19 protein-coding genes are annotated in these 26613 nt (G+C 30.2%); 6 read left to right on the forward strand and 13 right to left on the reverse strand.

From position 1 onward, the window contains the following. Positions 1-104: 104 nt before the first annotated feature. From FP421_RS02605 to FP421_RS02615, 3 genes are all read right to left on the reverse strand, one after another. Complete coding sequence (locus tag FP421_RS02605; RefSeq protein ID WP_159947320.1) at positions 105-1295, reverse strand: aspartate aminotransferase family protein; 1191 nt, start codon at positions 1293-1295, stop codon at positions 105-107. Positions 1296-1303: 8 nt separating this feature from the next. Continuing rightward, positions 1304-2899, reverse strand: coding sequence for an OstA-like protein (locus FP421_RS02610; protein WP_159947322.1), 1596 nt, complete (start codon positions 2897-2899; stop codon positions 1304-1306). A gap of 62 nt (positions 2900-2961) precedes the next feature. Continuing rightward, positions 2962-3702 carry a DUF542 domain-containing protein gene (locus FP421_RS02615; RefSeq protein ID WP_159947324.1) on the reverse strand — a complete coding sequence of 247 codons (741 nt, stop codon included), beginning with the start codon at positions 3700-3702 and terminating at the stop codon, positions 2962-2964. A 260-nt stretch (positions 3703-3962) separates the two neighbouring features. On the opposite strand from FP421_RS02615, the gene FP421_RS02620 reads away from it, so the two are divergent. Beyond that, positions 3963-5759: a hypothetical protein gene (locus tag FP421_RS02620; RefSeq protein ID WP_159947326.1), complete on the forward strand. Its 1797-nt coding sequence runs from the start codon at positions 3963-3965 to the stop codon at positions 5757-5759. 60 nt (positions 5760-5819) lie between these two features. Here FP421_RS02620 and FP421_RS02625 read toward each other — a convergent pair whose 3' ends face one another. From FP421_RS02625 to FP421_RS02665, 9 genes are all read right to left on the reverse strand, one after another. Beyond that, the gene (locus FP421_RS02625; protein ID WP_159947328.1) at positions 5820-7091 is read right to left on the reverse strand and encodes an adenylosuccinate synthase; all 1272 of its coding nucleotides are present in this window, start codon (positions 7089-7091) and stop codon (positions 5820-5822) included. A 37-nt stretch (positions 7092-7128) separates the two neighbouring features. Further along, entirely contained in the window at positions 7129-7578 is a 450-nt protein-coding gene (locus FP421_RS02630; protein ID WP_159947330.1) for a Fur family transcriptional regulator, read from the reverse strand. 73 nt (positions 7579-7651) lie between these two features. Then, the gene (locus tag FP421_RS02635) at positions 7652-9874 is read right to left on the reverse strand and encodes a RelA/SpoT family protein (RefSeq protein WP_159947332.1); all 2223 of its coding nucleotides are present in this window, start codon (positions 9872-9874) and stop codon (positions 7652-7654) included. A gap of 68 nt (positions 9875-9942) precedes the next feature. Then, the gene (locus FP421_RS02640) at positions 9943-11175 is read right to left on the reverse strand and encodes a M48 family metallopeptidase (protein WP_159947334.1); all 1233 of its coding nucleotides are present in this window, start codon (positions 11173-11175) and stop codon (positions 9943-9945) included. 6 nt (positions 11176-11181) lie between these two features. Then, entirely contained in the window at positions 11182-11922 is a 741-nt protein-coding gene (gene ppgK, locus FP421_RS02645) for a polyphosphate--glucose phosphotransferase (RefSeq protein ID WP_159947336.1), read from the reverse strand. After that, positions 11923-12717 (reverse strand): TrmH family RNA methyltransferase, encoded by a 795-nt coding sequence (locus tag FP421_RS02650; RefSeq protein WP_159947338.1) that lies wholly within the window; start codon positions 12715-12717, stop codon positions 11923-11925. It lies immediately after the preceding gene. A gap of 213 nt (positions 12718-12930) precedes the next feature. Next, entirely contained in the window at positions 12931-14220 is a 1290-nt protein-coding gene (locus tag FP421_RS02655; protein WP_159947340.1) for an amidohydrolase family protein, read from the reverse strand. Between the two features lie 6 nt (positions 14221-14226). Next, a complete protein-coding gene (locus FP421_RS02660; RefSeq protein WP_159947342.1) occupies positions 14227-17184 on the reverse strand; it encodes an amidohydrolase family protein in 2958 nt (985 codons plus the stop codon). 105 nt (positions 17185-17289) lie between these two features. Next, entirely contained in the window at positions 17290-18366 is a 1077-nt protein-coding gene (locus FP421_RS02665; protein WP_159947344.1) for a DUF3810 domain-containing protein, read from the reverse strand. A gap of 138 nt (positions 18367-18504) precedes the next feature. On the opposite strand from FP421_RS02665, the gene dnaB reads away from it, so the two are divergent. From dnaB to bshA, 5 genes are all read left to right on the forward strand, one after another. Beyond that, the gene (gene dnaB / locus FP421_RS02670) at positions 18505-20028 is read left to right on the forward strand and encodes a replicative DNA helicase (protein ID WP_159947346.1); all 1524 of its coding nucleotides are present in this window, start codon (positions 18505-18507) and stop codon (positions 20026-20028) included. A 147-nt stretch (positions 20029-20175) separates the two neighbouring features. Beyond that, the gene (locus FP421_RS02675) at positions 20176-21360 is read left to right on the forward strand and encodes an asparagine synthetase B (protein WP_159947867.1); all 1185 of its coding nucleotides are present in this window, start codon (positions 20176-20178) and stop codon (positions 21358-21360) included. A gap of 166 nt (positions 21361-21526) precedes the next feature. After that, on the forward strand, positions 21527-23431 hold the full coding sequence (locus tag FP421_RS02680; protein WP_159947348.1) for a T9SS type A sorting domain-containing protein: 1905 nt from the start codon (positions 21527-21529) through the stop codon (positions 23429-23431). 107 nt (positions 23432-23538) lie between these two features. Beyond that, on the forward strand, positions 23539-24384 hold the full coding sequence (locus FP421_RS02685) for a transketolase (protein ID WP_159947350.1): 846 nt from the start codon (positions 23539-23541) through the stop codon (positions 24382-24384). 285 nt (positions 24385-24669) lie between these two features. Further along, the gene (gene bshA / locus FP421_RS02690; RefSeq protein ID WP_159947352.1) at positions 24670-25803 is read left to right on the forward strand and encodes an N-acetyl-alpha-D-glucosaminyl L-malate synthase BshA; all 1134 of its coding nucleotides are present in this window, start codon (positions 24670-24672) and stop codon (positions 25801-25803) included. A 57-nt stretch (positions 25804-25860) separates the two neighbouring features. Here the strand turns inward: bshA and FP421_RS02695 are convergent, their stop codons facing one another. Then, a complete protein-coding gene (locus FP421_RS02695) occupies positions 25861-26499 on the reverse strand; it encodes a DUF937 domain-containing protein (protein WP_159947354.1) in 639 nt (212 codons plus the stop codon). Positions 26500-26613 lie beyond the last annotated feature (114 nt).

Raw genomic sequence — 26613 nt, forward strand, 5'->3', positions numbered from 1 at the left:
AGTTTTTATATCACTTTAATAGAATATTAACTTTTTTAACTGAAATTAAGAATTCTTAGAATATTTGTAAATAACTAACTGAAAAAAAGTTATTTATGAAGGTTTTAATTAGATTGTGAAATTACCTCATTAATAGATTTTAGAATAATATCACAACCCTTTTTTATTTCTTCATCAGAAATTGTAAGTGGTGGAGTAATTCTCATGGCTCTCCCTTCGAATAATAAAAAGAATAAAATTAATCCATTGTGTAAACATTGATGAATAATCTTTGCAGCCAATCCTGGAGATTTAGTAATTGCTGCTAACATTAAACCTTTTCCTCTAATTTCAATTATTTTAGAGTGATTTAAGTATCTTCTAATTAGTTTTTCTTTTCGTAAGCTTTCAGACAGTAAATTTTTATTGATGATTTCAGTAACGGTAGCAACTCCTGCAGCAGCGATAACAGGATGGCCAGCAAACGTAGAAATATGACCTAATTTAGGATTATCTTGCAAAAGCTGCATCATTTTATTAGAGGCAATAAATGCTCCAATTGGCATTCCCCCACCTAAACCTTTACCTGTAATTACAATATCTGGAGAAACATTGTAGTTTTCAAATCCCCAAAAAGTGCCTGTTCTACCAATTCCTGTTTGAATTTCATCTAAAATTAGTAAAGCTCCTACTTCTTTGCAACGTTTTTTTACATTATGCAAGTAATTATCTTTTGGTACTATAAATCCAGCTCCACCTTGTATCGTTTCTAATATTACAGCAGCAGTTTTTTTTGTTATCTTTTGTAAATCAGCATTAGAATTAAAGTTGATAAATTTAGTTCCTGGAATTAAAGGCCTAAAAGCAGAATGCTGTTTTTCAACTCCAGAGACACTCATTGCGCCCATTGTATTTCCATGATAGGAGTTTTTTGCTGAAATAATTTCGAATCGGTTTGTAACCCTTTTTGCCAATTTTATGGCACCTTCAGTTGCCTCTGTTCCAGAATTTGTAATGTAAACGGAGTTTAAGTTTTCGGGAGAGTTTTTAACCAATAACTTGCATAAGTCAACTTGTGGTTGCTGTATAAACTCACCATAAACCATTACATGAGTATATTTATCCAATTGATGTTTAATGGCTTCAGTAACTTTTGGATGATTGTGACCTAAACTATTTGCAGAAACTCCTGCAACAAAGTCTAAATATTTATTACCATCAGTATCAAAAATATAAGCACCTTCTGCATGAGAAATCTCTAATGCAAGTGGGTGAGGAGAGGTTTGTGCTTGAAATTTAAAAAAGTCTGATTTCAAAATTATGGTTAGTTTTTTAAAGACTTCTGTTCTTCGATAATGGCAATTGGTTTTTTAACTTTAATATCTTTTTCTGATGGATTGTCAATAGGATTATCTTTTAAAAAGATATCTTCTTTAGTTTTTGGTTGCTCATCTTCTCGCCAAATAAAACCTTTTAAACGTTTTACATCATCTGGCAACATTGAAGGTGGATATGTTTTTCCATCAGACTTTTTAAGGTATTTAATAGTTTCTATTTGTCCTTTATCTAGTGTAAATAAAATGTTACTAGAAATTTCTTTAGTAATGGTTTCTAATTCTAAAGTTTCTTCATTTCTATTAAAATAAACAGATTCTGCATTTCCTTTTACCAAAAGCGTACGCAATTTGTTTTTTTCGAACTTGCCAAACATGTTTCTACCTTTTATTTGATTGAAATCTTCATTAGAAATAGAATCTTTAGAAACAATAAAAGAATTATTTAAAACTTTAAGAGAGTCTAATTTCTCAGTTTCTACATTAGAGATTAAGTGAATGGTATCTCCTGTAATTTGATTACCCTCAGACCATAACACCGGTTTTTTAAACATTCTAGTTAAACCTGTTTCTTGATTTGTATGAATAGAATCACATTTTCCTTGTAAATCAGATTTAAAAATCTTTACATTATGATAAGTTCTAATCACTCTTTTTTCTGGTTTTCCAGTAACTAACAAGGTATCTCCATGAACAAACATAGAATCTTTGTCAACAATAGAAATTGCTACAGCTCGCTTAACAACAAATAAAGAATCTTTTAGCTCAAAAATTTCAGCATAATTTCCTCTTGTTACAAAATTTTGAACGGTGTCTATAACTTCTATGTTATTTGTGGCAGATGCAAAACCTCTTTTTTTATCGTAATACAAACTATCACCTTCAATAGTTCTTTCCTTTAGAAATAATTTAGCATTTTTCACAAAATGAGAAACATCGGTTTTGGTATTGTAAAAACCTCTTTCGCAATAAATTTTATTTTTATTCTCTGTATTGGTTATTGTTGATGGACCATACAAATAGGTAAGACCAGTGTTGGTATAATAATCTAAATGATTCGACTCTAAATTGTGTTCTGGATTTACAACTGTTACTCTTGTAGTTGCTGTAAATTTTTTTGTTTCTAGGTAGTAATTTCCGTTTTTACTGTTTAATGTATTTGTCTGATCTCTTATGGTAGCATAACTTCTGTAATACAATTTTTGATTTAATCTGTCAAAATGAAGTGTATCTGTAGTTAGCGTCATTGTAGGGTCTCTCAATACAACATTACCAAAAGAAAGCGCTTGTTTAGAATTGGCATCATAATCTGCATAATCACTTGTTTGTGTAATGGTATCACCTTGTTTTATAAGTACTTTACCAATGGCTTTAAAGAAATTTTTCTCTTTAAAATAAAATGCTTTTTGGCAAGTTAATCGAATTCCGTCATGAGAAATTTGTACATTCCCTAAGAGCACTGTAGCTCCAGCATATTTTTTTTCATCAACATATTGAATTTCAGAATTTTCAATAACAATTTTCTTTGTTTGTGAAAAAACAAATGCGGTTTGTAAGAAACAAATAAGCAAGAATATTCTTTTCAAAATGAACGATTTTGAGCAAAAATAATGAAAAGTATATCGCTATCTATTAAAGAAAAGTGAAATTATGCCAATACAGATTTATCTTGTAATAAAACTTTATTTTCTAACTCTTTAGCTTTGGGAAAAAGAATATTATTTTCGATATGAATATGGTCTTGTAATTCATTATCAAACTTTTTTAATTTGATGTATAACAATTTAAAAGAATCACAAACATTATTAGGTATTGTATAGTTGTTAGAAAGTTCTGCTATTTTGCGAAATACTTTTCTAATTTTAAAATGTTCATCTTCAAAATCATCTATAGATTTTACTTTTGGTAGTTCAGAACTTTTTGTTTTGACGTTAGCTTCTCTTAATTTTAAAAGCTTTTTTAAATAAGGAAACAAAATAGTTTCCTCGTTTTTCATGTGTTCTAAAATCTCCTCGGTAATGTCTTGAATTAGAGTGTTTATTTCTTTAAGCTCTTTGTATTCATCAGAATAATCTTTTGCAATTTTAACTCCATATTCTTTTAAAAGTAGAATGTTTTCTTCTTTATAATCATGATGAATATCTGATAAAAAATGAATTAAAAAATTAAGTTCCCAAGCATTATAGTCTTGTAAATAGTAGATATTGGTATTCACATTACTTAAATCACTAGTTATTTTTTTAATATCAATATTCTTCTTTTTGCATACTGTAAAGAAGTTCTTTTTTCCTTCTATGCAATAATCAATATTGTATTTTTTAAAAACTTTAGACGTATTGATATTATCAATTACAATGTCTGCTATTAATTTATTTTCAAAACGCTTCATAACACTAGTTTATTTCTGATACAAATTTGACTTGTTTTTTTGAATCAAAATATGACTTTTATCATTACTGCAAAGAACCGCTACTTTCACTTCTTTATTTCTTTTATTTTGGGTGAAAAATCGTTATTAAATGAATAAACAGACTTTTTTATAAATAATATTTAATTTACATTTTTCCTTAGTGATATAAGTCATGTTTTCTTCTTTTAAAGAATGATACATTGCGTTTTTAATTAAATTAAGAAAATATTTAATACATAATGAAAAGTACACATTCATTTCACATTCCTGTTATGGGAATAGGATTTACAATTGATTCACCTTTAAAAGTCGCACAATATGGTATAGATTCTGTAATCTCTCTAGTTGACGATAACTTAGTTGAAAAAATGCGAAAGTTTTATAGCGATAAATTTGATTTGCCATATAAAGAAATATCAACCAAAATAGACGATTTTAGAGCAAAGAGAATTACATCCTATTTAAACTTATTGCAAGAACAAGCAGAAATAAAGTTTAATAATCTAAAAAATATATCATCAGAAAAAAGTAAAGCATTAAAAGATTACATTCAAATGCTTCCAGATTATTCAGAATTAAAAAAAGAATTTATAGCGCTAAAAAATAAGGGTGTAGATTTCTCTATACTTAAAGATTGGGCAAATAAAAACCTTACTATGGGTAGCGTTGATGTTAATATTATGACTAAGGTTGATAAAGGTAATTATCTAAATAAAGAGTTATTACCCATTGAATACAATGATGCACATGCAGCTTTAAGAGGTTTTTCAAAAAGTAAACTAGCTTCTTCTTTGGTACTTTCTGCAGGGATGAATCCTCGATTATACTCTTATATTAGTGAGTTTGATGATTTTTACCCTGATGAAAATGGTGATATTAAAAAGAAGATTATTTTAAAAGTAAGCGACTACAGGTCTGCTTTAATACAAGGTAAGTTTTTAGCTAAAAAAGGTTTGTGGGTTTCAGAATTTAGAATAGAATCTGGATTAAATTGTGGAGGACACGCTTTTGCTACTGATGGTTTTTTATTAGGCCCAGTTTTAAAAGAATTTAAAGAGAATAAAGAAATCTTAAAAAGTCAAACACAGACCTTATTATTTGACGCTCTAACTGAAATGAAAAGAGTAATCCCTAAAAGTTTAGATATTAAAATTACAAGTCAAGGTGGAGTAGGAACAGGTGAGGAACATGATTTTTTAATGAATGAATATAATTTAGATTCTGTAGGTTGGGGAAGTCCTTTTTTATTAGTTCCTGAGGCAACTAGTGTAGATGAAAAAACAATGCAACAACTTGCTAAAGCTAAAGAAGAAGACTTGTATCTAAGCAATACATCTCCTTTAGGTGTACCATTTAACACGCTAAAAAATAATACAAAAGATATTGAGAAACAAGCACTTATTGATAAAGGTAGACCAGGTACTTCTTGTCCGAATAAATTTATACAATTAAATAAAGAATTCAAAGATTCTGGTTTATGTGTTGCTTCTAGAGAATATCAACATTTAAAGATAAAAGAATTAGATACTTTGGATTTATCTTTAGAGGATAAGAAGAAAAAATATAATCAAATTACTGAAAAATCTTGTATTTGTGTTGGGTTAAGTACTTCAACTCTTATTTTAAACAAGATGAGTACAAAGAAAACAGGAGAAGGTGTTTCTGTATGTCCAGGGCCTAATATGGCTTATTATGATAAAATATTGAGTTTGCAAAGTATTACAAATCATATCTACGGAAGAAATAATGTGATTACAAGATTAGATAGACCAAACTTATTTATCAAAGAATTATCTCTATACATCAATCATTTACAAGAAAAAGTAAATGAAGTGAAACTGTCTATTAATAAAAAAGAGATTAGAACTTTATCTAAGTTTAAAAATAATTTGGCAAAAGGAATAGCATACTATACTAATTTATTTTTAGAAAAAAAGGAAGTTTTTGTAAATCAAAAGCAAGCAATATTAAGCGCTTTAGAATTAGAAGAACACAAGCTAATTTTAATAGGAGATGAAATTGACAGTTTAAAATAAGTACAAAAAAAAGCATCTTTTCAATTGAAAAGATGCTTTTTTAGTTTTGTAACTAATATTTTATCTCAATATCGTTTGTTTTCTATCTGGGCCAACAGACACAATTTTAACAGGTACACCTGTTTCTTTTTCTATAAAAGCCACATAATCCATTAATTTTTGAGGTAATTGATCTTCTGATGTCATTTTAGTTAAATCATCTTCCCAACCATCAAACTCAGTATAATTAACAGATACATTTTCTGGCTCAATATTATAAGGTAAGTGAGAAATTTCTTCTCCTTTATAGTTGTATGAAGTACAAACTTTTAGTGTTTCAAAACCTGATAAAACATCACCTTTCATCATCATTAATTGCGTAACACCATTTACGTCTACCGCATATTTTAAAGCAACTAAATCTAACCAACCGCAACGCCTTGGACGTCCTGTAGTTGCACCAAATTCATGACCAACTTTAGCCATTGTTGCGCCATCTTCATCAAATAATTCTGTAGGGAAAGGTCCTGAACCAACTCTAGTAGTGTACGCTTTGAAAATACCAAAAACTTCACCAATCCTATTTGGAGCCACACCTAAACCAGTACAAGCTCCTGCTGCAGTTGTGTTAGATGATGTTACAAACGGATAGGTACCAAAATCAATATCTAATAAAGAACCTTGAGCGCCTTCTGCTAAAATGGTTTTTTTGTCTTTGATAGCTTGATTTAAAAACTCTTCACTATCAATAAAACCTAATGTTTTTAATTTATCAATTCCTTTACAGAATTCAGCTTCAAGTTCTTTTAGGTTGTACTCAATTTGAACATCGAAAAACTCTAACATTTTAATATGCTTTTCTGTTAAAGCATCATACTTTTCTTTCCAGTTTTCTAGTTCTAAATCACCAACACGCATTCCATTTCTACCAGTTTTGTCCATATAAGTTGGACCAATACCTTTTAAAGTAGAACCAATTTTGGCTTTTCCTTTAGAAGTTTCTGAAGCTGCGTCTAATAATCTATGAGTAGGTAAAATTAAATGTGCTTTTCTAGAAATTAATAATTTAGACGTATAATCGATATTATGTTTATCTAAATTTTCTAATTCTTTTTTAAAGATAACAGGGTCTATAACAACACCATTACCAACTACATTTAAAGCTGTTTTGTGAAATATCCCAGAAGGGATAGTGTGTAAAACGTGTTTTTTTCCATCAAAAATTAAAGTATGTCCAGCATTAGGACCTCCTTGAAACCTTGCAATGATGTCGTAGTTTTTTGTTAAAACATCTACGATTTTACCTTTTCCTTCATCTCCCCATTGCAATCCCAGTAATAAATCTACAGCCATTAGTGTGTAATTAGTTGTTTGTTGTGTTTGTTTTGTATTAAGATTTTTTCTTTTGTGTTCCGTAAAAATAAAGCGAGTGACTATGAATATCAATTTCAAAAATATCTTCAATAGTTTTTTTGATGATTTGAATTCGAGGATCGCAAAATTCTTTAACATCACCAGAATCTGTAAAGATTACATGATCGTGGTTTTTATCAAAATAACTCTTTTCATAGCGAGCCATAGATTGTCCATCAAACTGATGTTTTCTAACCAAACCACAATCTAAAAGTAAATCGATGGTATTGTATAAAGTAGCTCTACTAACCCTATAATTTTTGTTTTTCATTTTAATATAGAGCGATTCTATATCAAAATGTTCATCAGCATCATAAATTTCTTGCAGAATAGCATAGCGTTCAGGAGTTTTTCTATGCTTATTCTCTTCTAGATATGTAGTAAATACTTTTTTTACTATTTCTTGATTTTCAAGAGAGTTACTCATTTATGATTATTTTTACAAAAAAGCAAATTTACAGTTATTTCTGAATTAAATTACACTTTTATTGAATTGATATTTACAAAGTATTAACACGCTCTACTTTTTTGACTCCTTCAATTTTATCTAGCTTTGCAATCAATTTATTTAACTGTGCACTGTTTTTAACACTTATAGAAAGTTTTCCTTCAAAAACACCTTCATCACCTTTAATATTTATACTGTGAATAAAAACTCCCATATTACTAGAAATAATTCTGGTTACTTCATTGGCTAGACCTTGGTTATCAACACCATTTATTTTTAAAATGACTTTAAAATCTTGTTTGGTAGAATCAATCCATTTTGCCAACATAATTCTGTAAGCATAATTAGATTGTAATGAAATAGCGTTAGGGCAGGAGTTTTTGTGTACTTTAATTCCGTCATTAATGGTTAAAAAACCAAAAACTTTATCACCAGGAATAGGGTTACAACATTTAGACAACTTATAATCGAGTTTTTCTTCTTCTTTACCAAAAACTAACGCATCGTATTTACTTGTAACTTCATCATCTTGCTCATGATGTATTTTTTCTGATGAATTTCTTCTAAGTTTTGTTTTAAAGAAGTTTATAATCTTACTATTTCTTTGAGATACAAAAGCTTTAAGTTGGGTATTGTCTAAGGCTCCATTTCCTATTCTATAAAAAAGATCAAAACTGGTTCTTAACTTAAAATAATTAACCAGTTCATTAACTGTTTTTTCATTAAAAGGAATTTTTAAATGACGCATTTTTCTCATCAATATTGCTTTTCCTTCTTCTGCAATTAATTTTTCTTCTTCTTTTAAGGCTGCTCTAATTTTAGCTTTAGCCCTTGCTGTAATTACAAAATCTAACCATCTAGAATTTGGCTTATTAGAAGCACTTGTTATAACTTCTATTTGATCTCCACTTTTTAGTTTATGACTTAAAGGCACTAATTTTCCGTTAACTTTTGCACCTCTACATTTTAAACCCACATCTGTATGAATTGTAAAAGCAAAGTCTAATGCAGAAGCGTCTTTTGGTAATGATTTTAAATCTCCTTTTGGAGTAAAAACATAAATCTCTTTACTATAAAGGTTTAGTTTGAAGTTTTCAACAAAATCTACTGCATTTAAAGTTTGTGTTTCTAGTGTTTCTTTTAATTTGTTTAACCAATTTTCTAAGCCAGTATCACCATCAGCCCCTTGTTTGTATTTAAAATGTGCTGCATATCCTTTCTCTGCAATTTCATTCATTCTGCTAGAACGAATTTGAACTTCTACCCATTTTGCATCAGGACCCACAACCGTAATGTGTAAGGCCTCATAACCTGTAGATTTTGGTTGTGAAATCCAATCTCTTAATCTTGATGGATTTGGCTTAAAGTAGTCTGTAACAATTGTGTAAATTTTCCAAGCATCAAACTTATCATCTTTAGAGTTTGGTTTGTAGATAATTCTGATGGCATATTTATCGTAAACTTCATCAAAAGTTACATTTTGATTGAGCATCTTTTTTCTAATCGAATAAATAGATTTAAAACGCCCCTTTATTTCATAATCAAAATTCTCTTTATCTAAACCTTCTTTAAGTGTTTTTGTAAATTGATTTAAATATCCTTGTTGCTCTTCTTTGCTTTCTTTTATCTTACTTAAAATACCATTATAAGCTTCTGGTTCTGTATATTTTAATCCTAAATCTTCTAACTCAGTCTTAATGTTATATAAACCTAATCTATGTGCTAAAGGAGCATAAATATAAAGCGTTTCAGATGCTATTTTAAGTTGCTTGTGTGCAGGCATAGCATCCATAGTTTGCATATTGTGCAATCTATCTGCAATTTTTATTAAAATAACTCTTACATCGTCATTTAATGTAAGTAGCATTTTTCTAAAATTCTCTGCTTGTATAGAAGCGTCTTGCTCTTTGTTTAAGCGAGATATTTTAGTTAATCCGTTTACAATTTTTGCAATGGTTTCACCAAAAAGGTGTTCCATGTCTTCTATTGTATATTCAGTATCTTCAACAACATCATGTAATAACGCAGAAGCTATAGAAATTGCGTCTAAACCAATTTCATAAGCTACAATTTTAGCTACAGCAATTGGATGAAAAATATAAGGTTCGCCAGTTTTTCTTCGTTGCTTTGAATGTGCATCTACAGCAATATCAAAAGCTTTTCTTATCAGGTCTTTGTCTTCTTTAGATAAAACCTCATAAGTTCCTTTTAGCAAGTCTTTGTATCGATTTGCTATCTCTTTATTTTCTTCTTCTATTGTTGCAGTATATTCCATATAACACTTACAAAAATCATCTTAAATTATAAGTGAAAATAAGAATAAGTATTTGAAGCGGCAAGTATTTAAGATTCTAAATTTTTGATTCTTTCTAATAAAGTTGGATGAGAATAATTTACAAAAACATAAGCTGGGTGAGGTGTTAAATTACTTAAACTATTCTTTGATAGTTTTTTAAGTGAAGAAATTAAAGCGTTAGGATTAAACGTTTTTTTAGCATAGTTATCAGCTTGATATTCAAACTTTCTAGACATGTAATTCATAAATAATCCTGTAATTTCTGATATGGGAGAATATAAAATTCCGAATGCGATTAAACCAATATGAAAACTCTGCTTAGAAACACCTAAAGCTTCTGATAGAATAGGTGAATTCACAAATAATGATAAGATATAAAGTGTAAATCCTGTTAATAAAATAGAAGAAATTAAATTGAAAATGATATGACGTTTTTTATAGTGCCCAACTTCATGTGCCAAAACCGCAACTATTTCATCAGTATCTAAATCATTAATTAAAGTATCATATAGTGTAATTCTTTTTTGAGAACCAAACCCAGAAAAATACGCATTTGCTTTTGTAGAGCGTTTAGAGCCATCTATCACAAAAATATTGTTTAAGGTAAAACCTACTTTTTTAGCATAAGTTTCTATGGCAGTTTTTAATTCTCCGTTTTCTAACGGACTTTGTTTGTTAAACAAAGGAACTATTAATTTTGCATGAAACATATTCATAAACAATGAAAATAATGCCACTAAACCCCATGCATAAATCCAAAAATTCTGTCCTGTTAGTTGGAAAAAACAAATGATTAAAGATAAAATTCCACCACCTAAAATTACGCTTAGAAACAATCCTTTTAACTTATCTAGCCAAAATGTTTTTTTTGTTGATTTGTTAAAACCAAATTTTTCTTCAATGACAAAAGTACTATAGTAGGAGAGAGGAGTAGAAATAATTTCTGATGCTAACATAATAATTCCAAAGAAAATCAAAGCAACCAAAATAGGATGTTCTGTATAACTTCTAGCAAAATCATCAACATATTTAAAACCGTCTAAAAAGAAAAAAGCTAATGTAAATGCTGTTGTAATGAACGACGTGAAATTAGAAAACCTTGCATTAGTTTTTTTGTATTGTTGTGATTTTTTGTATTCTTCTTCTTCATAAACATCCACTAATTTCTTTGGGATTTCATCATCAAAATGCTTTTCGTTTAATGAATCTAAAATCTTTTCAGAAATATAGTTAAATATTAAAATACCAATAATAATGTAAAATAATGTGGTTGGTTGCATTTGAATTTAGTCTTGTTTTTTAGCATACATTGCAGCACCAATAATACCTGCGTTATTTTTAAATTGAGCAACTTTAACAGTTACCTCAGTGGTAAGGTGTTCTTTGAATTTATCATATTTTTTGCTTATGCCACCACCTAAAATAATTAAACTTGGAGAAAAAACTATACGTGTATATTCTAACAAAGCATCAAAACGAATAGCCCATTGTTTTAAAGTTAAATCTTCTCTTTTTCTTACTGAATCAGCGGTAAAGAGTTCAATAATTTTTCCATCTGAATGTAACATTTTACCGATCTCTAAATTCGGAATTAATTGTTGATTGAAAAATAATCCAGAGCCAATTCCTGTACCAATAGTAATAACAATAGTTACTCCTTTTTCATCTTTACCTGCACCTAAACTAACTTCAGCAAGACCAGCTAAATCAGCATCATTACTCACATAAAAAGGAACATTACATTCTTTCTTAAAAAGTTTATCAACTTGAACATTAAGCCATTTTGAACTTAAATTTCCAGAATGAATGCATTTACCATCTACTATAGTTGTAGGGAAACTACAACCCACAGCTCTTTTCCAATCAAAATGATGAACAATTTCTTTAACCGTTTTTGCAATAGCTTCTGGTGTTGCAGGTTTTGGAGTTGCTATTCTGTGCCTTTCTGTAATTAATTGTCCGGTTTTAGTATTTACTATAGCTGCCTTAATACCTGATCCTCCTATATCTATTCCTAATACATCCATCTATTTAAAATTTCGTTGTCTTTTCGCTTCAAAGATAACAATTGCTGCAGCAACAGAAACATTCATAGAGTCTATTTGTCCTTGCATAGGTATGTTTATGTTTTGAGTTGCAATTTGTCTCCAAACTTCTGTTAAACCTGTAGCCTCTGTACCAACAACAATAGCAGCACTGTTAGTGTAATTTTCTTTATGATATTCGTTTGAATTCTGAAGTGTTGCTGCAAAAATATTGATATTATTTTTTTGAAGGAATTTTATGATTTCTTCTGATGTTCCTACAGCTACTTTATTCGTAAATACACAACCTACACTAGAACGAATGATGTTTGGATTGTATACATCGCTTTTGGGGTTTGCGATAAAAACAGCATCTATATTTGCAGCATCTGCAGTTCTTAGTAAAGCACCAATATTTCCTGGTTTTTCTATTCCTTCTGCAACTAGAATTATAGGATTATCAGTTTCAAATTCAATGTTTTCGATAGCAGTATTTTTTGATTTTACAACTGCAATAATTCCTTCAGTTGATGCTCTGTATGCTATTTTTTGATAGACTTCTTTAGAAATTTGTATTCTACTAACTTCTATTTGAAAAAGTTCTAAAACTTCATTTTCTGATATCAATTCAGGAAAAAACAAAACTGTATCAAATTCATAATTAGCTTTTAAAGCTAAAGAAACTTCACGTTTTCCTTCGATAAGAAACAAACCTTGTTTTCGACGTTCACGCGATTTTTCTTGTAACTTTAATAAGTTCTTAATGTATGGGTTTTGAAAACTAGTAATTTCTTTCATCAAGACAAATATACCTAAATATAGGTATTGTAGAATAGAACCATTTCATCAATATTTGTAATGCAATAATTCTTCAACTATTTATTAATTATTTGAAAAAGAAAAAGTTGATATGAAAGAGAAAAACTTTGTTTGTAAATGATTATTGCATATTGTTATGAAATGAAAAAGGCTCGCAATTTGCGAGCCTTTTTTGAGTTAAAAAAATCAATATTATTTAGATTTATATTTGTTAGAATATCTTTTCCAAAGTTTAGTTTGATGTGATTCTAAACTAATACCTCTACCTTGTATAAAAGCTTTAGAAACAATATTGCTTCTCATATCTAAAGCATCACCTTCAGAAATAAATAAAGTAGCATCTTTACCTACTTCTAAGGTTCCTGTGAAAGAATTAATTCCTAAAATTTTTGCTGCATTCCCAGTAATCATTGCTACAGCATCTTCTTTAGCAACTCCATACGCTGCATAAGTACCAGCATAGAAAGGTAAATTTCTTGTGTTCATACGTTCCATTTGACCTTCCATACCAATAGAAACCATAATTCCTTTGTCCATTAATATTTTAGCTTGTCTAAAAGGTAAATCGTAATCATCATCTATATTGTCTGGTATTCTGTGTGACCTATCAATTACAACAGGGATATTATTTTCAACTAACATATCAGCAACGTTTTCTGCGCCACTTCCATGTACAATAACAATTTTATTTATCCCTAAATCTTTAATAATATTTACAGCATCTGTTATTTCTTTTTCTCCACTAACATGAATAAATAGTTTTTGAGAACCGTCAAATAAACCTTTAGTAGCTTCATATGGAATGTTTTTAGAAGTTTTATTACCAGATAAGTAAAGTTTTGCTTTTGTAAAGAAATCTTTTATCGACGCTAAACTTTTTGGATAATTTTTATTTGGCATTAAAGATTCTCCTAACCACCATCTGTTGCTGAAAGCCCCAGGCCAATTCATGTGTATTGCATGATCTACTTTTACTGCAGCATCTTCCCAATTCCAAGCATCATGTTGCACTACAGTTGCTGTACCAGAAATAGTACCTCCTCTGGGAACAATTTCTGATTGTAAAACACCATTAGGTCTCATAGATTCAACAACTTTGCTTTCTGCATTGTAAGCAATTAAACTGCGGATATGGGGAATCATTGTACCAACTTCATCAAAATCTCTTGTAGCTCTTACCGCATCAATTTCAGATAAACCTAAAGAGGCGTTTAATGCAATAAAACCGGGGTAAATATGTTTCCCTTTAGCATTAATTACGGTTCCTTGTCTTGCAATTTTCATCATTGCACTTCCTACAAAAGTAATTTTACCATTGTCGAACATAATTAGTGAATTTTCAATCACTTTTCCATTTCCTAAATGCGCAGTTGCACCTTCTATAGAAATTGCAGTTTTTTGAGTATCTGCTGGAGTTTGTTGTGCAAAACTATTTCCTACTAAGAAGAAAAATAGTATATTATATATAAAGTTTCTTTTCATGATTTTTTAATTTATAAGTGTTCCTTCGGTTTCACAAGTAAATCTTTTCAAGACCTTTTTCTTAGGAGCCTGAACTTTACCACCATTCATTTTTTCATTTAACATCATTTGAATTAGTATAGCTTTTTCTTGCTTAATGGCTTCACGTTTTTTCTTATCAGATTTTACATCAAAATAGACTTTTCCTTCTATTATAGTATACAAAGCCTTACTATATATAGACATTGGATGATCACTCCAAAGAACAACATCTGCATCTTTACCTACTTTTATACTTCCAACTCTATCATCAATATGCAATAATTTTGCAGGATTTAAAGTTACCATTTTCCAAGCTTCTAGCTCAGACATTCCACCATACTTTATAGTCTTAGCAGCTTCTTGATTTAAACGACGAGACATTTCTGCATCATCAGAATTAATAGCAACCGTAACACCAGCATTGTGCATAATTGCAGCATTAAAAGGTATGGCATCATTTACTTCGTATTTGTAAGCCCACCAATCTGAGAACGTAGAACCACCAACACCATGTGCCGCCATTTTGTCTGCTACTTTGTAACCTTCTAAAATATGAGTAAATGTATTGATGTTAAAATTAAAACTTTCTGCAACTTTCATTAGCATATTTATTTCGCTTTGTACATAAGAGTGACAGGAAATAAAACGTTTTTTATTGATGATTTCTGACAAGGTTTCTAATTCGATATCTTTTCTGTAAGGTAATCCACTTTTCTTTAAAGCTTCATATTCTTTTGCTCTCTGAAAATAATCTTTAAAAACTTGTTCAACTCCCATTCTAGTTTGTGGAAAACGAATAGTTTGAGTATCTCCCCAATTAGATTGTTTTACATTTTCTCCTAAAGCAAATTTGATAAACTTTGGTGAGTTTTTATAAATCAACTCGTCTGCATTTTCTCCCCACTTTAGTTTGATGATTGCAGAACGCCCCCCAATTGGATTTGCAGAACCATGTAAAATTTGAATTGATGTAACACCACCAGCTAAATTTCTGTAAATATTAATATCATCAGGGTTTACAACATCTTCGATTGTTACTTCTGCTGTAGAGTTATGACCAGATTCATTAACAGCAGAAGTTGCTATATGTGAGTGCTCATCTACAATACCAGCAGTAAGGTGTTTTCCTGTGCCATCTATTACTCTAGCACCTCTTGTAGATAAGTTATTTCCAATTTTAGCAATTTTACCATTTTTTAATAAGACATCAGTATTTTTTAAAATACCATCACTTTCACTTGTCCAAACTGTGGTGTTTTTTATTAAAATTGTCTCTTGTTTTGGTAAATTAAAATTTCCTAAACCTAAGTTAGGAAAACTAACAGGCATAACTTTTGGAGGAGTATTCTTAGGACTTTTTTTCTTTTTAGACTTTGTTTTCTTCGTGTCGCTTTTGGATGCAGACCATTTAGAAGAACTTCCGTCATTGGCATATAACATCCCAGACATTCCATTATTATCTGCCTGAGCAACAATTCGAGTAAAGTTACCAGAATTGTTAATAATCAGTTGTACCCAATCATTTTTGAAAGAAAATTTAGATTTTATTTTTTTACCATCAACATTCAAACTACCACTTTGTTTTGCTCCTTTACCGGTAACAGTAAGTTGGTAAGATTTTCCATTTTCAGAAAAAGTATACTTACCAGTAATATCAGCTATAGTCATATCAGAAATTACGTGTTGTGTGCCCTGAACCCAGTTTTCATAAAGTGTTGTTTTTTTATCAAAAATGTCACCATTAGTTATTAAAAAGTTGGCGTGACTACCAATATTTAAATTTCCAATAGTAGTTTCACCTAATATACCTGCAGGAACTGTTGTTAAAGCTTCTAATGCTTTGGTTTTATCAAAACCATATTTGATAGCTTTTTGTAAATTCTTATGAAAAGATGTTACTGATTTTAAATCGTGAGTAGTTAAAGCAAAGTTTATTCCGTTATCAGACAATACCTTAAGATTAGAAGGCTCTTGATTCCATCTTCTCATATCATTAATTGATACTTGATTAGCTAATAAAGGATTACTAACATCATAAGCTTTTCTAAAGTTTATTGGAATAATTAAATTTGCATTAGTTGCCTTTATATCATTAATTCTCTCGTATTCATGACCATTACCAACAATTGTGTATTGAATTCCGAATTCATCTCCAAGTTTATCAGCTCTTACAACATCTAGATGACTTCCTGCATCAAAAATTTGTACTAAATTCTTGTTTTTATTTAGTGCCTCTAAAGACATATCTTTATTTTTAGCATTTCCAGATGCATACCAATCTGCATCTAAATATACTTGTCTTAATAAAGCCATAGCTCCCATTCTTGATGTTGGATAGCTTTGTCTGGATTGTAAGCTTTTGCTAAAAGATAAATATTGTGCAGATTTGTCATTTATAACTCTTTTAGCATTACTAGAGTTTTTATTCAAAGAAACAAGTATTCCATTTCCACGAATAATACCATCACTCATATGTGTATTTACGGTTCCAAAACCAGCATTAACCAATTGGGTAGCCTTTTTAGAATCAAAATTAAACATACTTAAAGGATTTGTTTCTGGTCTAATATGATCGTTCCAGTAATAGCCTTTTCTATTGGCATCGTATTGCGGGCGTCTATCACCTCTAGATCGAGAAGGTTTTTTTATTCCAAAATCAGAATAAATGTCAATAAACGAAGGATAAATTGTTTTTCCTGATAAATCTACAATTTTAGCACCTTTAGGTATATCAACTCTTTTTCCTACAGAAATTATTTTACCTTCTTTAACTACTAAAGATCCTTTTTTAATAATTTTTGTAGGTGTTACGTAAATTGTAGCATTCTTAAATGCAACAAGCGTATTTTTGGTGGTCTTAACACCAGTGTTAGTTGGGAAATACTCTTGAGCCTGAAGCGTAGTAAGCGACAAGAAGAAAAGCAATAGAAATAGTTTTTTCATAAAGTAAGGTTAAATTAATTTGAATTGTGCCTAAATTTATTGATAAGGTTTTTGAAATTTGTTAAAACATTATGAATTTAACATATTTTAACAAAAAATAAGTTTTTAAAATTTGTGTTTTTTTTCAAAGTGTGAAATAAATAAGTCAACCACATAATTGTAAGATTCAACACCTTTTTCTTGTTTATTGGCTTTTAAATAGGCGTTATAGCCTTTTTTTACAAGTGGCTCAAAAGGGTTTTTATATTGCTGCCAAAAATCATAACTGGCATTAAAATCTTTGATAATTCCTTTATTTACGCTTTGCCAAAGTTTTTTTGAGAGCTTTCTATCTCTTTTTCTTACTTCTGAAATACAATATCCAAAAGCCATTCTATAGCTAGCGTATTTAAAATAGATGTTCTTATTGTAATTAGCTGCTAAAAAACCAACAAAATTAGCTTCGTTTTCGGCAGCAAAACCTATTTGATGTGCCATTTCATGGCATGTTGTAGTTGGGTAGCTAGTTTTAGGAATTCTATCATTTACTTGTGCCTCTCCTGTTAACGGATTCAAATAGCCTGATGTTCCATTATAACTTTGCACCAAACTCATTAAAGAGCTTTTTACTGATGAAAATTGATATTTTAATTGAGGAAAATCTTTACTTAAATTGTTATATCCTGAAACAGCAATTGCATACATTTCTTCTTGTGTGTAAGGATTCTCAACTTTTAATGTATCATTTTTTGTGATACTAATATGATAATTGTTTAATTGACTAATGATTTTTGTTGTAACCTTTTGAAGTTGCTCAGTTGAGTATTTTTGTTGCGGATAGTTTAGGTTTTTAGCTAATGGTTGTCTATAATAATTTAAACCCCAGAATACATAAAAGCAGAAATATATTACAGAAAAAACAGCGATTAATCGAACTATTTTTGGTAGAAAATATCTGAATTTATTCTTTATTAAAAGATATATAAAACGAAGAAAAACCAATAATCCAATACTTAGTAAAACATCACCAACAGAAAATGGAACCCAACCTAAAAGTATTCTAAAAAAGGATGAAATGTATGGATAAACTCCATTGGAATAATACCGCTCAATAAAAGTAGGGTTATTCTCTACCAATTGCATTAAAAGCATTTGAATAGGTAGAAAAATAGCTAAATAAATATGTGATTTATTCCATTTCATTTTGGTAAAAATAGCAAATCAAATTAGAAGTTTACTGGTTATTAACAAGATAATAACAATTTTGTTTACAATATTTGTGTACAAATTAAAGTTTAATTTTTGAGGCAAACATCAACCTAAAAAATTACATTTGTGGTCATGGAAAAACCGAATACGATAGCTGGAAAGAAAATAGATAAATCAAGAATTATTAGTCTTGAAAAAGGCAAAATACCCCCACAGGCAGTAGAATTAGAAGAAGCTGTACTAGGTGCTATGATGATTGATAAAAAAGGAATTGATGATGTAATTGATATTTTACATTCAGATGCTTTTTATGATGTAAAACATCAAGAAATCTATGCAGTTATCTATGAACTATTCCAAAATTCACAACCAATTGACTTATTAACAGTTTCTAACTTGTTGAAAAAGAACGGAAAGTTAGAAATGGTTGGTGGAGATTTCTATTTGATTCGTTTGACACAAAAAGTAGCCTCATCAGCACATATCGAATTTCATGCTAGAATCATACTTCAAAAATATATTCAACGAAAATTAATTTCAATTTCATCAGAGATTATTGAAAATGCTTATGATGAAAGTACAGATGTTTTTGATTTATTAGATGATGCAGAAGGGAAGTTGTTTGAAGTTACTCAAGGAAATTTAAAAAAGAGTTCTGAGGATGCAGGGTCACTTGTAAAACAAGCCTTAAAGAAAATTCAAGAAATTGGGAACCAAGAAGGGATGTCTGGTTTAGCTACAGGTTTTACCAAGTTAGATGCTTTGACTTCTGGTTGGCAACCTTCAGATTTAATTATTATTGCAGCACGTCCTGGTATGGGAAAAACAGCATTTGTGATATCGATGGCAAAAAACATGGCCATTGATTTTAATCATGCAGTAGCCGTTTTTTCTTTAGAGATGTCCTCTGTTCAGTTAATAACAAGGATGATTTCTTCAGAAACCGGATTAACATCAGAAAAATTAAGAAAAGGAAACTTAGAACCTCATGAATGGGAGCAACTAAACGTAAAAGTAAAACGTTTGTCTGATGCACCTATTTTTATTGATGATACACCATCGCTTTCTATTTTCGATTTACGTGCAAAAGCAAGACGTTTGGTTTCTCAACATAATGTAAGAATTATAGTCATTGACTATTTACAGTTGATGACTGCTGGAGGAAATGGAAAAGGCGGTGGAAATCGTGAGCAAGAAATATCTACCATTTCTAGAAACTTAAAAGCTTTAGCCAAGGAATTATCTGTACCTGTAATTGCACTTTCTCAGTTATCTCGTGCTGTAGAAACACGTGGAGGAAGTAAGAGGCCATTATTATCAGATTTACGTGAATCTGGAGCTATTGAGCAAGATGCAGATATTGTAAGTTTTATTTTCCGTCCAGAATATTACGGAATGACAGAATGGGATGATGATGAACATACCCCTTGTGAAGGTCAAGGAGAATTTATCGTGGCAAAACACAGAAATGGTGGTTTAGATAACATTCGTTTGAAATTTACAGGACATTTGGCTAAGTTTTCAGACTTAGAAGAAGGCTTTAGTTCAGAGTTTCAATCTTCTATGAATGCGAATTTCCCTGATGATGTTTTTCCAGACCAAAGAATAGAACCTAAAGATGCTTTTGGTGATGATAATGAAGATGTACCTTTTTAAATACTAAACATTTTATAAAATTATAGAAATACACAATTGCTTAAAAAGTAATTGTGTATTTTAGTTTTTAATATGAAAAAAATACTGTTTTCTTTGATTTTTGTTTTGATCTCGACTTCAACTTGGGCATCATTTATTTATGTTCCTATGAATCATGATAATCAGAAAAATCATTTAAAAGCTTACGGAATTATTTATTTCTCATTAGAAGCTGGTTTAAAATCCAAATGGTTATTGAACTATGATGGAGGCGCTTTTTTAATAGAAAACAATAAAATTGTAGAAAACGAATGTAAAATTAGAGGTGTTTCTTATCAAGTAATTTCTGATGCGAAATCACAATTAATATTACAAGAAATAGCTTCGCCATCTTCCAATCAAGAAGCGGTAACTTTAGAAAAAGCACCCAAAATTGCAGTGTATTCTCCTAAAGATAAAATGCCTTGGGATGATGCTGTTACTATGGTGTTAACGTATGCAGAAATTCCTTTTGATGTAATCTATGACAAAGAAGTTTTAGAAGATAAATTATTGTTATATGAATGGTTGCATTTACATCATGAAGATTTTACTGGGCAATATGGACGATTTTATGGTGCATTTAGAACGGCACCTTGGTATATAGAAGGCAAACAAAGAGCAGAAAAACAAGCTGCAGCATTGGGGTTTTCTAAAGTATCTCAAGAAAAATTAGCAGTTGCCAAAAAAATTAGAGATTACGTAATTGGTGGAGGATTTATGTTTGCCATGTGTTCTGCTACAGATAGTTTTGATATTGCATTATCTGCAGAAGGAGTAGATATTGCTGAAGCCATGTTTGATGGTGATGCCTCAGAACCTAATTATCAATCTAAAATTAATTATAACAAAACTTTTGCGTTTACAAATTTTCAATTGATTCGTAACCCAACAACATACGAGTTTTCATCTATAGATATGACAAGAAAACGAAGAATTCCAAAAACTTCAGATTACTTTTCATTAATAGAATTTTCAGCAAAATGGGATCCTGTACCTACTATGTTAACTCAAAATCATACCATTTTGGTAAAAGGTTTTATGGGGCAAACGACTTCTTTTGATAGAAATACTGTAAAAAGCAATGTGCTGGTTTTAGGAGAAAATAAAACCAATAGAGAAGCACGTTATATACATGGTACAAAAGGGAAAGGAATGTTTACGTTTTATGGAGGTCATGATCCAGAAGATTATACACATAGAGTAGGAGACCCAAAAACAGAACTAGATTTGCATCCAACTTCACCTGGTTATCGCTTAATTTTAAACAATGTATTGTTTCCTGCTGCTAAAAAGAAAAAGCAGAAAACTTAATTATTTGTTATTGAGAGTTTTCGAAGCAATCTTTATTTTCAGACATACACAAATTTTCTCAGTCAATCTTTCTACGTAATTAAGAAGTTTTATAAATATTTTTAATACCCTACTAACCAAAACTAAAACATTTTCTATATTTTTAGGTATTGAAAAAGACTTTATTATGAAACTGCTTTTTTCTAAATATCAATATCTATTACTTTTTTGTTTGATTTGCAATGTTGCTGTTGCACAAAAAGCATCAGGTAACATCACCTTTGAAACCAACACACCACAAACCACCATACAAGCTAAAGCAACAAGTCTCTTTGCAAATGGAACTCATACATACGAGATTTCTGGAAATACAAATGAAGCCATTTCGTTCGAAAACTATTCATTAGAGGCAACTGCAAGTCTAGAAACGTTTTTTAACAATCATAAAAACCATTTGATTCTAAACAATGGAAGTAATCTTTTACACGCTATTGTTAAAGGCAATAATGCCAAAGCAATTTTGTACAATACCAAAGGACAACAAATAAAAAGGCTTGAGACCCAACCATTTTTAGAAAACAACACTCAAATTAAGGCATCTTTAACAGATTTAAACAACGGAGTTTATATTGTAAAAGTGCAAAATAATACAGGAGTAAACGCATTTAAAATACTAAAAACCAACCGACAAGTAATCTCAAAAAATAGCATTAATAAAAAACAGTTTTCTAAAACAAAAACAACCACTGCTAATTATAACATTTCTTGGAACGAACAAACTCAAGATGTTGCTGGTCAAATTATTATAACTCAAGCAGGAAACAAAGCAATAACCTTAGAAGATAGAACTAACAACGAAATTACCATCCCAGTTACAACAATTTCTTATTTTACTGGAGATGTTGCAGTAGTTCCAGAGTTAAGAGGATCACTTCGCCAAAATGTTAAAATTACTCTCACAAATTTATCAGTTACAGATAGCACATATACAAAAATTGTAAATTTGGGAGAATCAGGAAAATTATTCAAAAACATTTATGTGCGAGACGCAACAAACCCCGACCAATACGAAATAACCATTGTCGATAACAGAGCAGATGCCACTTTTTTAGAAACAAAACAAACTGTTGACATTTATCACGATAATGCAAGAGAAATTAATAAAACTAAGATTATCAATTTAAATGAAATTCCAAATGAACAAGACATCACTTTTACAATAAGAGATTACAAAAGTTTAGTAATTGAGCCTGGAGTAAACATCGAATTAATCGATAAAGCAACTGGGAATGTTATTAACACTCAAGTAAGTGATACCCAAGGAGAGGTTATTTTTGAAGATGTTCCTGGAGAAGGAGAATATTTAACACGAACTTCTAAAAATGGACATTATACAAAAACTGTTGGAGTATTTATTACTCCAAAAATAGACTTAGTTAGCGAAATGGTTGATTTTTACAACACCACAACAATTCCAATCCAATTTTATTCAAATGGAGATCAAGTAACTGCAGAACAAGCTAAACAATACAAGTTATTAGCAGTAAATACAGAACTATTACATGGACGAGAAAATATTTATGTTCCAGACGTTGCAAACAGAGATTTTATTATTCAAACAATAAAAGATATGAATACTACGCTAGGTTTTGAGAATGCAACAACATTTACAACAACACACTTCGGAAATCCAACTCAAGAACAAATTGATAATTATAATGCATATGGAACATTACCTTATGGAAACGATGTTATTGGATCTAACCTCGAAAACAACGGAACAGATACAAATATTACTGGAAGAAGTAACGGAATATTTCCAGGATATTCATTTAATGCAACAGATTACCAAGTTGGTCCAGCAATTAAAGATATACATCATGAAAAAGCAAATAAAGATGGTTTTCAACAAATCGCTCAAGGAAGCATCATATCACAAAGCGCTTTAGACCCTACAGGAGGAACTGAGCTATCAATGTATGATGTTCTAAATATGAGAATGAAATTACAAATTGCTAAAAATCATTTTGTAACTACGTTTAATGGGAAACCTGCAGAATATAATTACAAAACATTATCATTACAAGAATAGTATTTATGTAAATACCAGTGTTCATAAATCTAATAAATAATTTATTATTTATTAGATTTATAATTCATTCACTTTTGTATTTTTGTCAGCATAAATTAAATATAAAAATGCCAACAACACAACAATTACAAGATTTTACGCAACAAGTTCGTAGAGATATTTTAAGAATGGTACACAAAGTAAATTCAGGACATCCTGGAGGTTCTTTAGGTTGTGCAGAATTTATTGCATGCCTGTACCAAGAAGTTATGGAGTATTCTACAGATTTTACCATGAATGGTGAAAATGAAGATTTATTTTTTCTTTCTAACGGACATATTTCTCCTGTTTTTTATAGTGTTTTGGCACATAGTGGTTTTTTTCCTGTAGAAGAATTGGCAACGTTTCGTTTAATAGATTCACGTTTGCAAGGTCATCCAACTACCCACGAAGGTTTACCTGGAGTAAGAATTGCATCAGGTTCTTTAGGTCAAGGGTTATCAGTAGCTTTAGGAGCTGCAGAAGCAAAAAAGCTAAATGGTGATGACAAGTTAATCTATACCTTACATGGTGATGGTGAATTACAAGAAGGTCAAAACTGGGAAGCAATTATGTATGCATCAGCAAAAAAAGTTGATAATTTAATTGCAACTATCGATTTAAATGGAAAACAAATTGACGGTGCTACTGATGATGTTTTACCAATGGGAAGCATTAAAGCTAAATTTGAAGCGTTTGGTTGGGATGTTTTAGAAGTAAAACAAGGAAATGATATCGAAGCTATTTTAGCAGGTTTAGCTGAAGCAAAAGCATTAAAAGGAAACCAAAAACCAGTGTGTATTTTGTTGTATACAGAAATGGGTAATGGTGTAGATTATATGATGCACACGCATGCATGGCATGGAAAAGCACCAAATGATGAGCAATTAGAAAGTGCTTTAGCGCAAAACCCTGAAACCTTAGGAGATTATTAGTGAAACTCGTTTTTAAAAAGTTCGTAGAACGTATTTAAAAACGTAAGTTGAACTAATCCCGATTTTATATCGGGATATTTTAAAGCATATAAAAATAAATTTAAAAAGTTCGTAGAACGTATTTAAAAACGTAAGTTGAACTAATTCTAAATTTATTTCAGAATTTATAAAAATTAAAAAGCTTTTCTATTTATTTGAAAAGCTTTTTTTATGTTTTTATTTTGATTTATACTGTAAGAATACCTTTATCTTTACCACTAAATACAAAAATCAACCTATTCAAATATGAAAATCGGAATTGTATGTTATCCAACTTTTGGAGGAAGTGGAGTAGTCGCTACAGAATTAGGAATGGCATTGGCAGATAAAGGTCACGAAGTGCATTTTATTACATATAATTTACCTGTTCGTTTAGATTTTTTATCACATCATTTGCACTTTCATCAAGTAGATATAGAAGAATACCCGCTTTTTGAATATCAACCTTATGAATTGGCTTTATCAAGTAAAATGGTAGAGGTTGTACAAAAACATCAATTAGAAGTTTTACATGTACATTATGCAATTCCACATGCATATGCAGCTTACATGGCAAAACAAATGCTAAAAGAAAAGGGAATTTCTGTAAAAGTAGTAACCACTTTGCATGGTACAGACATTACTTTAGTAGGAAGCCACCCAACCTATAAAACTGCTGTAGAATTTAGTATAAATAATTCTGATGTAGTTACTGCTGTTTCTAACGATTTGAAAGACACAACCAATAAACTCTTCAACATTAAGAATGATATACAAGTTATTTATAACTTTATTGATTCTACGAAGTATGATAAAATACACAATCAAAAATGTAATAGAATTGCTATTGCAGAACCAGAAGAAAGGATTTTAACTCATATTAGTAACTTTAGACCTGTAAAAAGAGTAGAAGATGTCATTGAGGTTTTTTATAGAGTTCAAAAAAAGATTCCTTCTAAATTATTATTGATAGGAGAAGGTCCAGATAGATTAAAAGCTGAAAAATTAGTCGAAAAATATAAGATAACAGAAAGAGTATTGTTTTTGGGAAACACCTCAGAAGTTTCTAAAATTTTATGTTATACAGATGTCTTTTTGTTGCCATCACAAACTGAGAGCTTTGGTTTGGCTGCATTAGAAGCAATGGCTGCAAAAGCTGCTGTAGTCTCTACGAATACAGGAGGTTTACCTGAAGTAAATATCAATGGAGTAACTGGATATTTGAGTAATTTGGGTGATGTAGATGACATGGCAAAAAATGCAATATCCATTTTAAAAGACGATACCATTTTAGCCAAATTTAAAGAAAACGCTAGAGAGCATACAAAACGATTTTCTTTAGAAAATATTTTGCCTGTTTATGAAGATATTTATAAATCGTGTTATAAAACCAAGGTATAATAAAAAAAGCTCAAACAATTGTTTGAGCTTTTTTTATTATTCTAATTAGAGTAGTTATTATTTACCAAAAAGGCCACCTAATAAACCACCAATACCACCTGATTCTTTCTTATTTCCTCCTAACAACATTCCTGCTACATCATCAACAACACTTCCATCACCATCAGCATCTAAAATTTGCTCTAAAAAACTTTGTTCGTTTTTTGCATCGTTTCCTCCTAATAATCCACCAAGTAAACCTGAAATATCACTTGAGCTACTAACATTTTGCTCACGTTTTTGTTTTCCTAAAATACCCATTAAAATTGGAGCAGCAACTTTTAAAATATTTCCAACAGCACCTGCATCTAAACCAGATTTTTGACCAATAACTTGCTCAACACCTCTTTGTTTATTTCCTAAAACGTGGCTTAAAATTTTACTTCCATCATTAACAACATCATCATTTACTCCGCCACCAAATAAATCACCAAGATTGTTCAAGATACTTCCATCATGTTTTTTATCTAAAGCTCCCATTAATCCTTCTGCTCCTTGAGGAGTTGATGCATTTCTTTCCATTGCTTTCATTAAAACGGGTAAAGCCATTGTTAAAACGCTACTTGTTTTGTTAGAATCGTTACCTGTAGCGCCAGACACACCAGATATAACTTGTTGTCCTAAGTCGCTGTTTAATAAGTCTAAAATTCCTGCCATATTGTATTTTTAATAATTAATAATTGTTTTTTCTAAAAATATGACACAATATACGAATAAAGTCACACCACTTTTTGAGATTTTTTTTATCTTTCAAATTCTTAATAAATTTTA

It is taken from the genome of Polaribacter septentrionalilitoris (assembly GCF_009832745.1).
Lineage (GTDB): Bacteria > Bacteroidota > Bacteroidia > Flavobacteriales > Flavobacteriaceae > Polaribacter > Polaribacter septentrionalilitoris.

Excerpts from the sequence above, each read along its gene's own strand:
- FP421_RS02615 (WP_159947324.1), bottom strand. The coding sequence starts at position 3,702 with ATGAAGCGTTTTGAAAATAAATTAATAGCAGACATTGTAATTGATAAT.
- FP421_RS02620 (WP_159947326.1), top strand. The coding sequence starts at position 3,963 with ATGAAAAGTACACATTCATTTCACATTCCTGTTATGGGAATAGGATTT.
- FP421_RS02625 (WP_159947328.1), bottom strand. The coding sequence starts at position 7,091 with ATGGCTGTAGATTTATTACTGGGATTGCAATGGGGAGATGAAGGAAAA.
- FP421_RS02630 (WP_159947330.1), bottom strand. The coding sequence starts at position 7,578 with ATGAGTAACTCTCTTGAAAATCAAGAAATAGTAAAAAAAGTATTTACT.
- FP421_RS02635 (WP_159947332.1), bottom strand. The coding sequence starts at position 9,874 with ATGGAATATACTGCAACAATAGAAGAAGAAAATAAAGAGATAGCAAAT.
- FP421_RS02640 (WP_159947334.1), bottom strand. The coding sequence starts at position 11,175 with ATGCAACCAACCACATTATTTTACATTATTATTGGTATTTTAATATTT.
- ppgK (WP_159947336.1), bottom strand. The coding sequence starts at position 11,922 with ATGGATGTATTAGGAATAGATATAGGAGGATCAGGTATTAAGGCAGCT.
- FP421_RS02650 (WP_159947338.1), bottom strand. The coding sequence starts at position 12,717 with ATGAAAGAAATTACTAGTTTTCAAAACCCATACATTAAGAACTTATTA.
- FP421_RS02655 (WP_159947340.1), bottom strand. The coding sequence starts at position 14,220 with ATGAAAAGAAACTTTATATATAATATACTATTTTTCTTCTTAGTAGGA.
- FP421_RS02660 (WP_159947342.1), bottom strand. The coding sequence starts at position 17,184 with ATGAAAAAACTATTTCTATTGCTTTTCTTCTTGTCGCTTACTACGCTT.
- FP421_RS02665 (WP_159947344.1), bottom strand. The coding sequence starts at position 18,366 with ATGAAATGGAATAAATCACATATTTATTTAGCTATTTTTCTACCTATT.
- dnaB (WP_159947346.1), top strand. The coding sequence starts at position 18,505 with ATGGAAAAACCGAATACGATAGCTGGAAAGAAAATAGATAAATCAAGA.
- FP421_RS02675 (WP_159947867.1), top strand. The coding sequence starts at position 20,176 with ATGAATCATGATAATCAGAAAAATCATTTAAAAGCTTACGGAATTATT.
- FP421_RS02680 (WP_159947348.1), top strand. The coding sequence starts at position 21,527 with ATGAAACTGCTTTTTTCTAAATATCAATATCTATTACTTTTTTGTTTG.
- FP421_RS02685 (WP_159947350.1), top strand. The coding sequence starts at position 23,539 with ATGCCAACAACACAACAATTACAAGATTTTACGCAACAAGTTCGTAGA.
- bshA (WP_159947352.1), top strand. The coding sequence starts at position 24,670 with ATGAAAATCGGAATTGTATGTTATCCAACTTTTGGAGGAAGTGGAGTA.
- FP421_RS02695 (WP_159947354.1), bottom strand. The coding sequence starts at position 26,499 with ATGGCAGGAATTTTAGACTTATTAAACAGCGACTTAGGACAACAAGTT.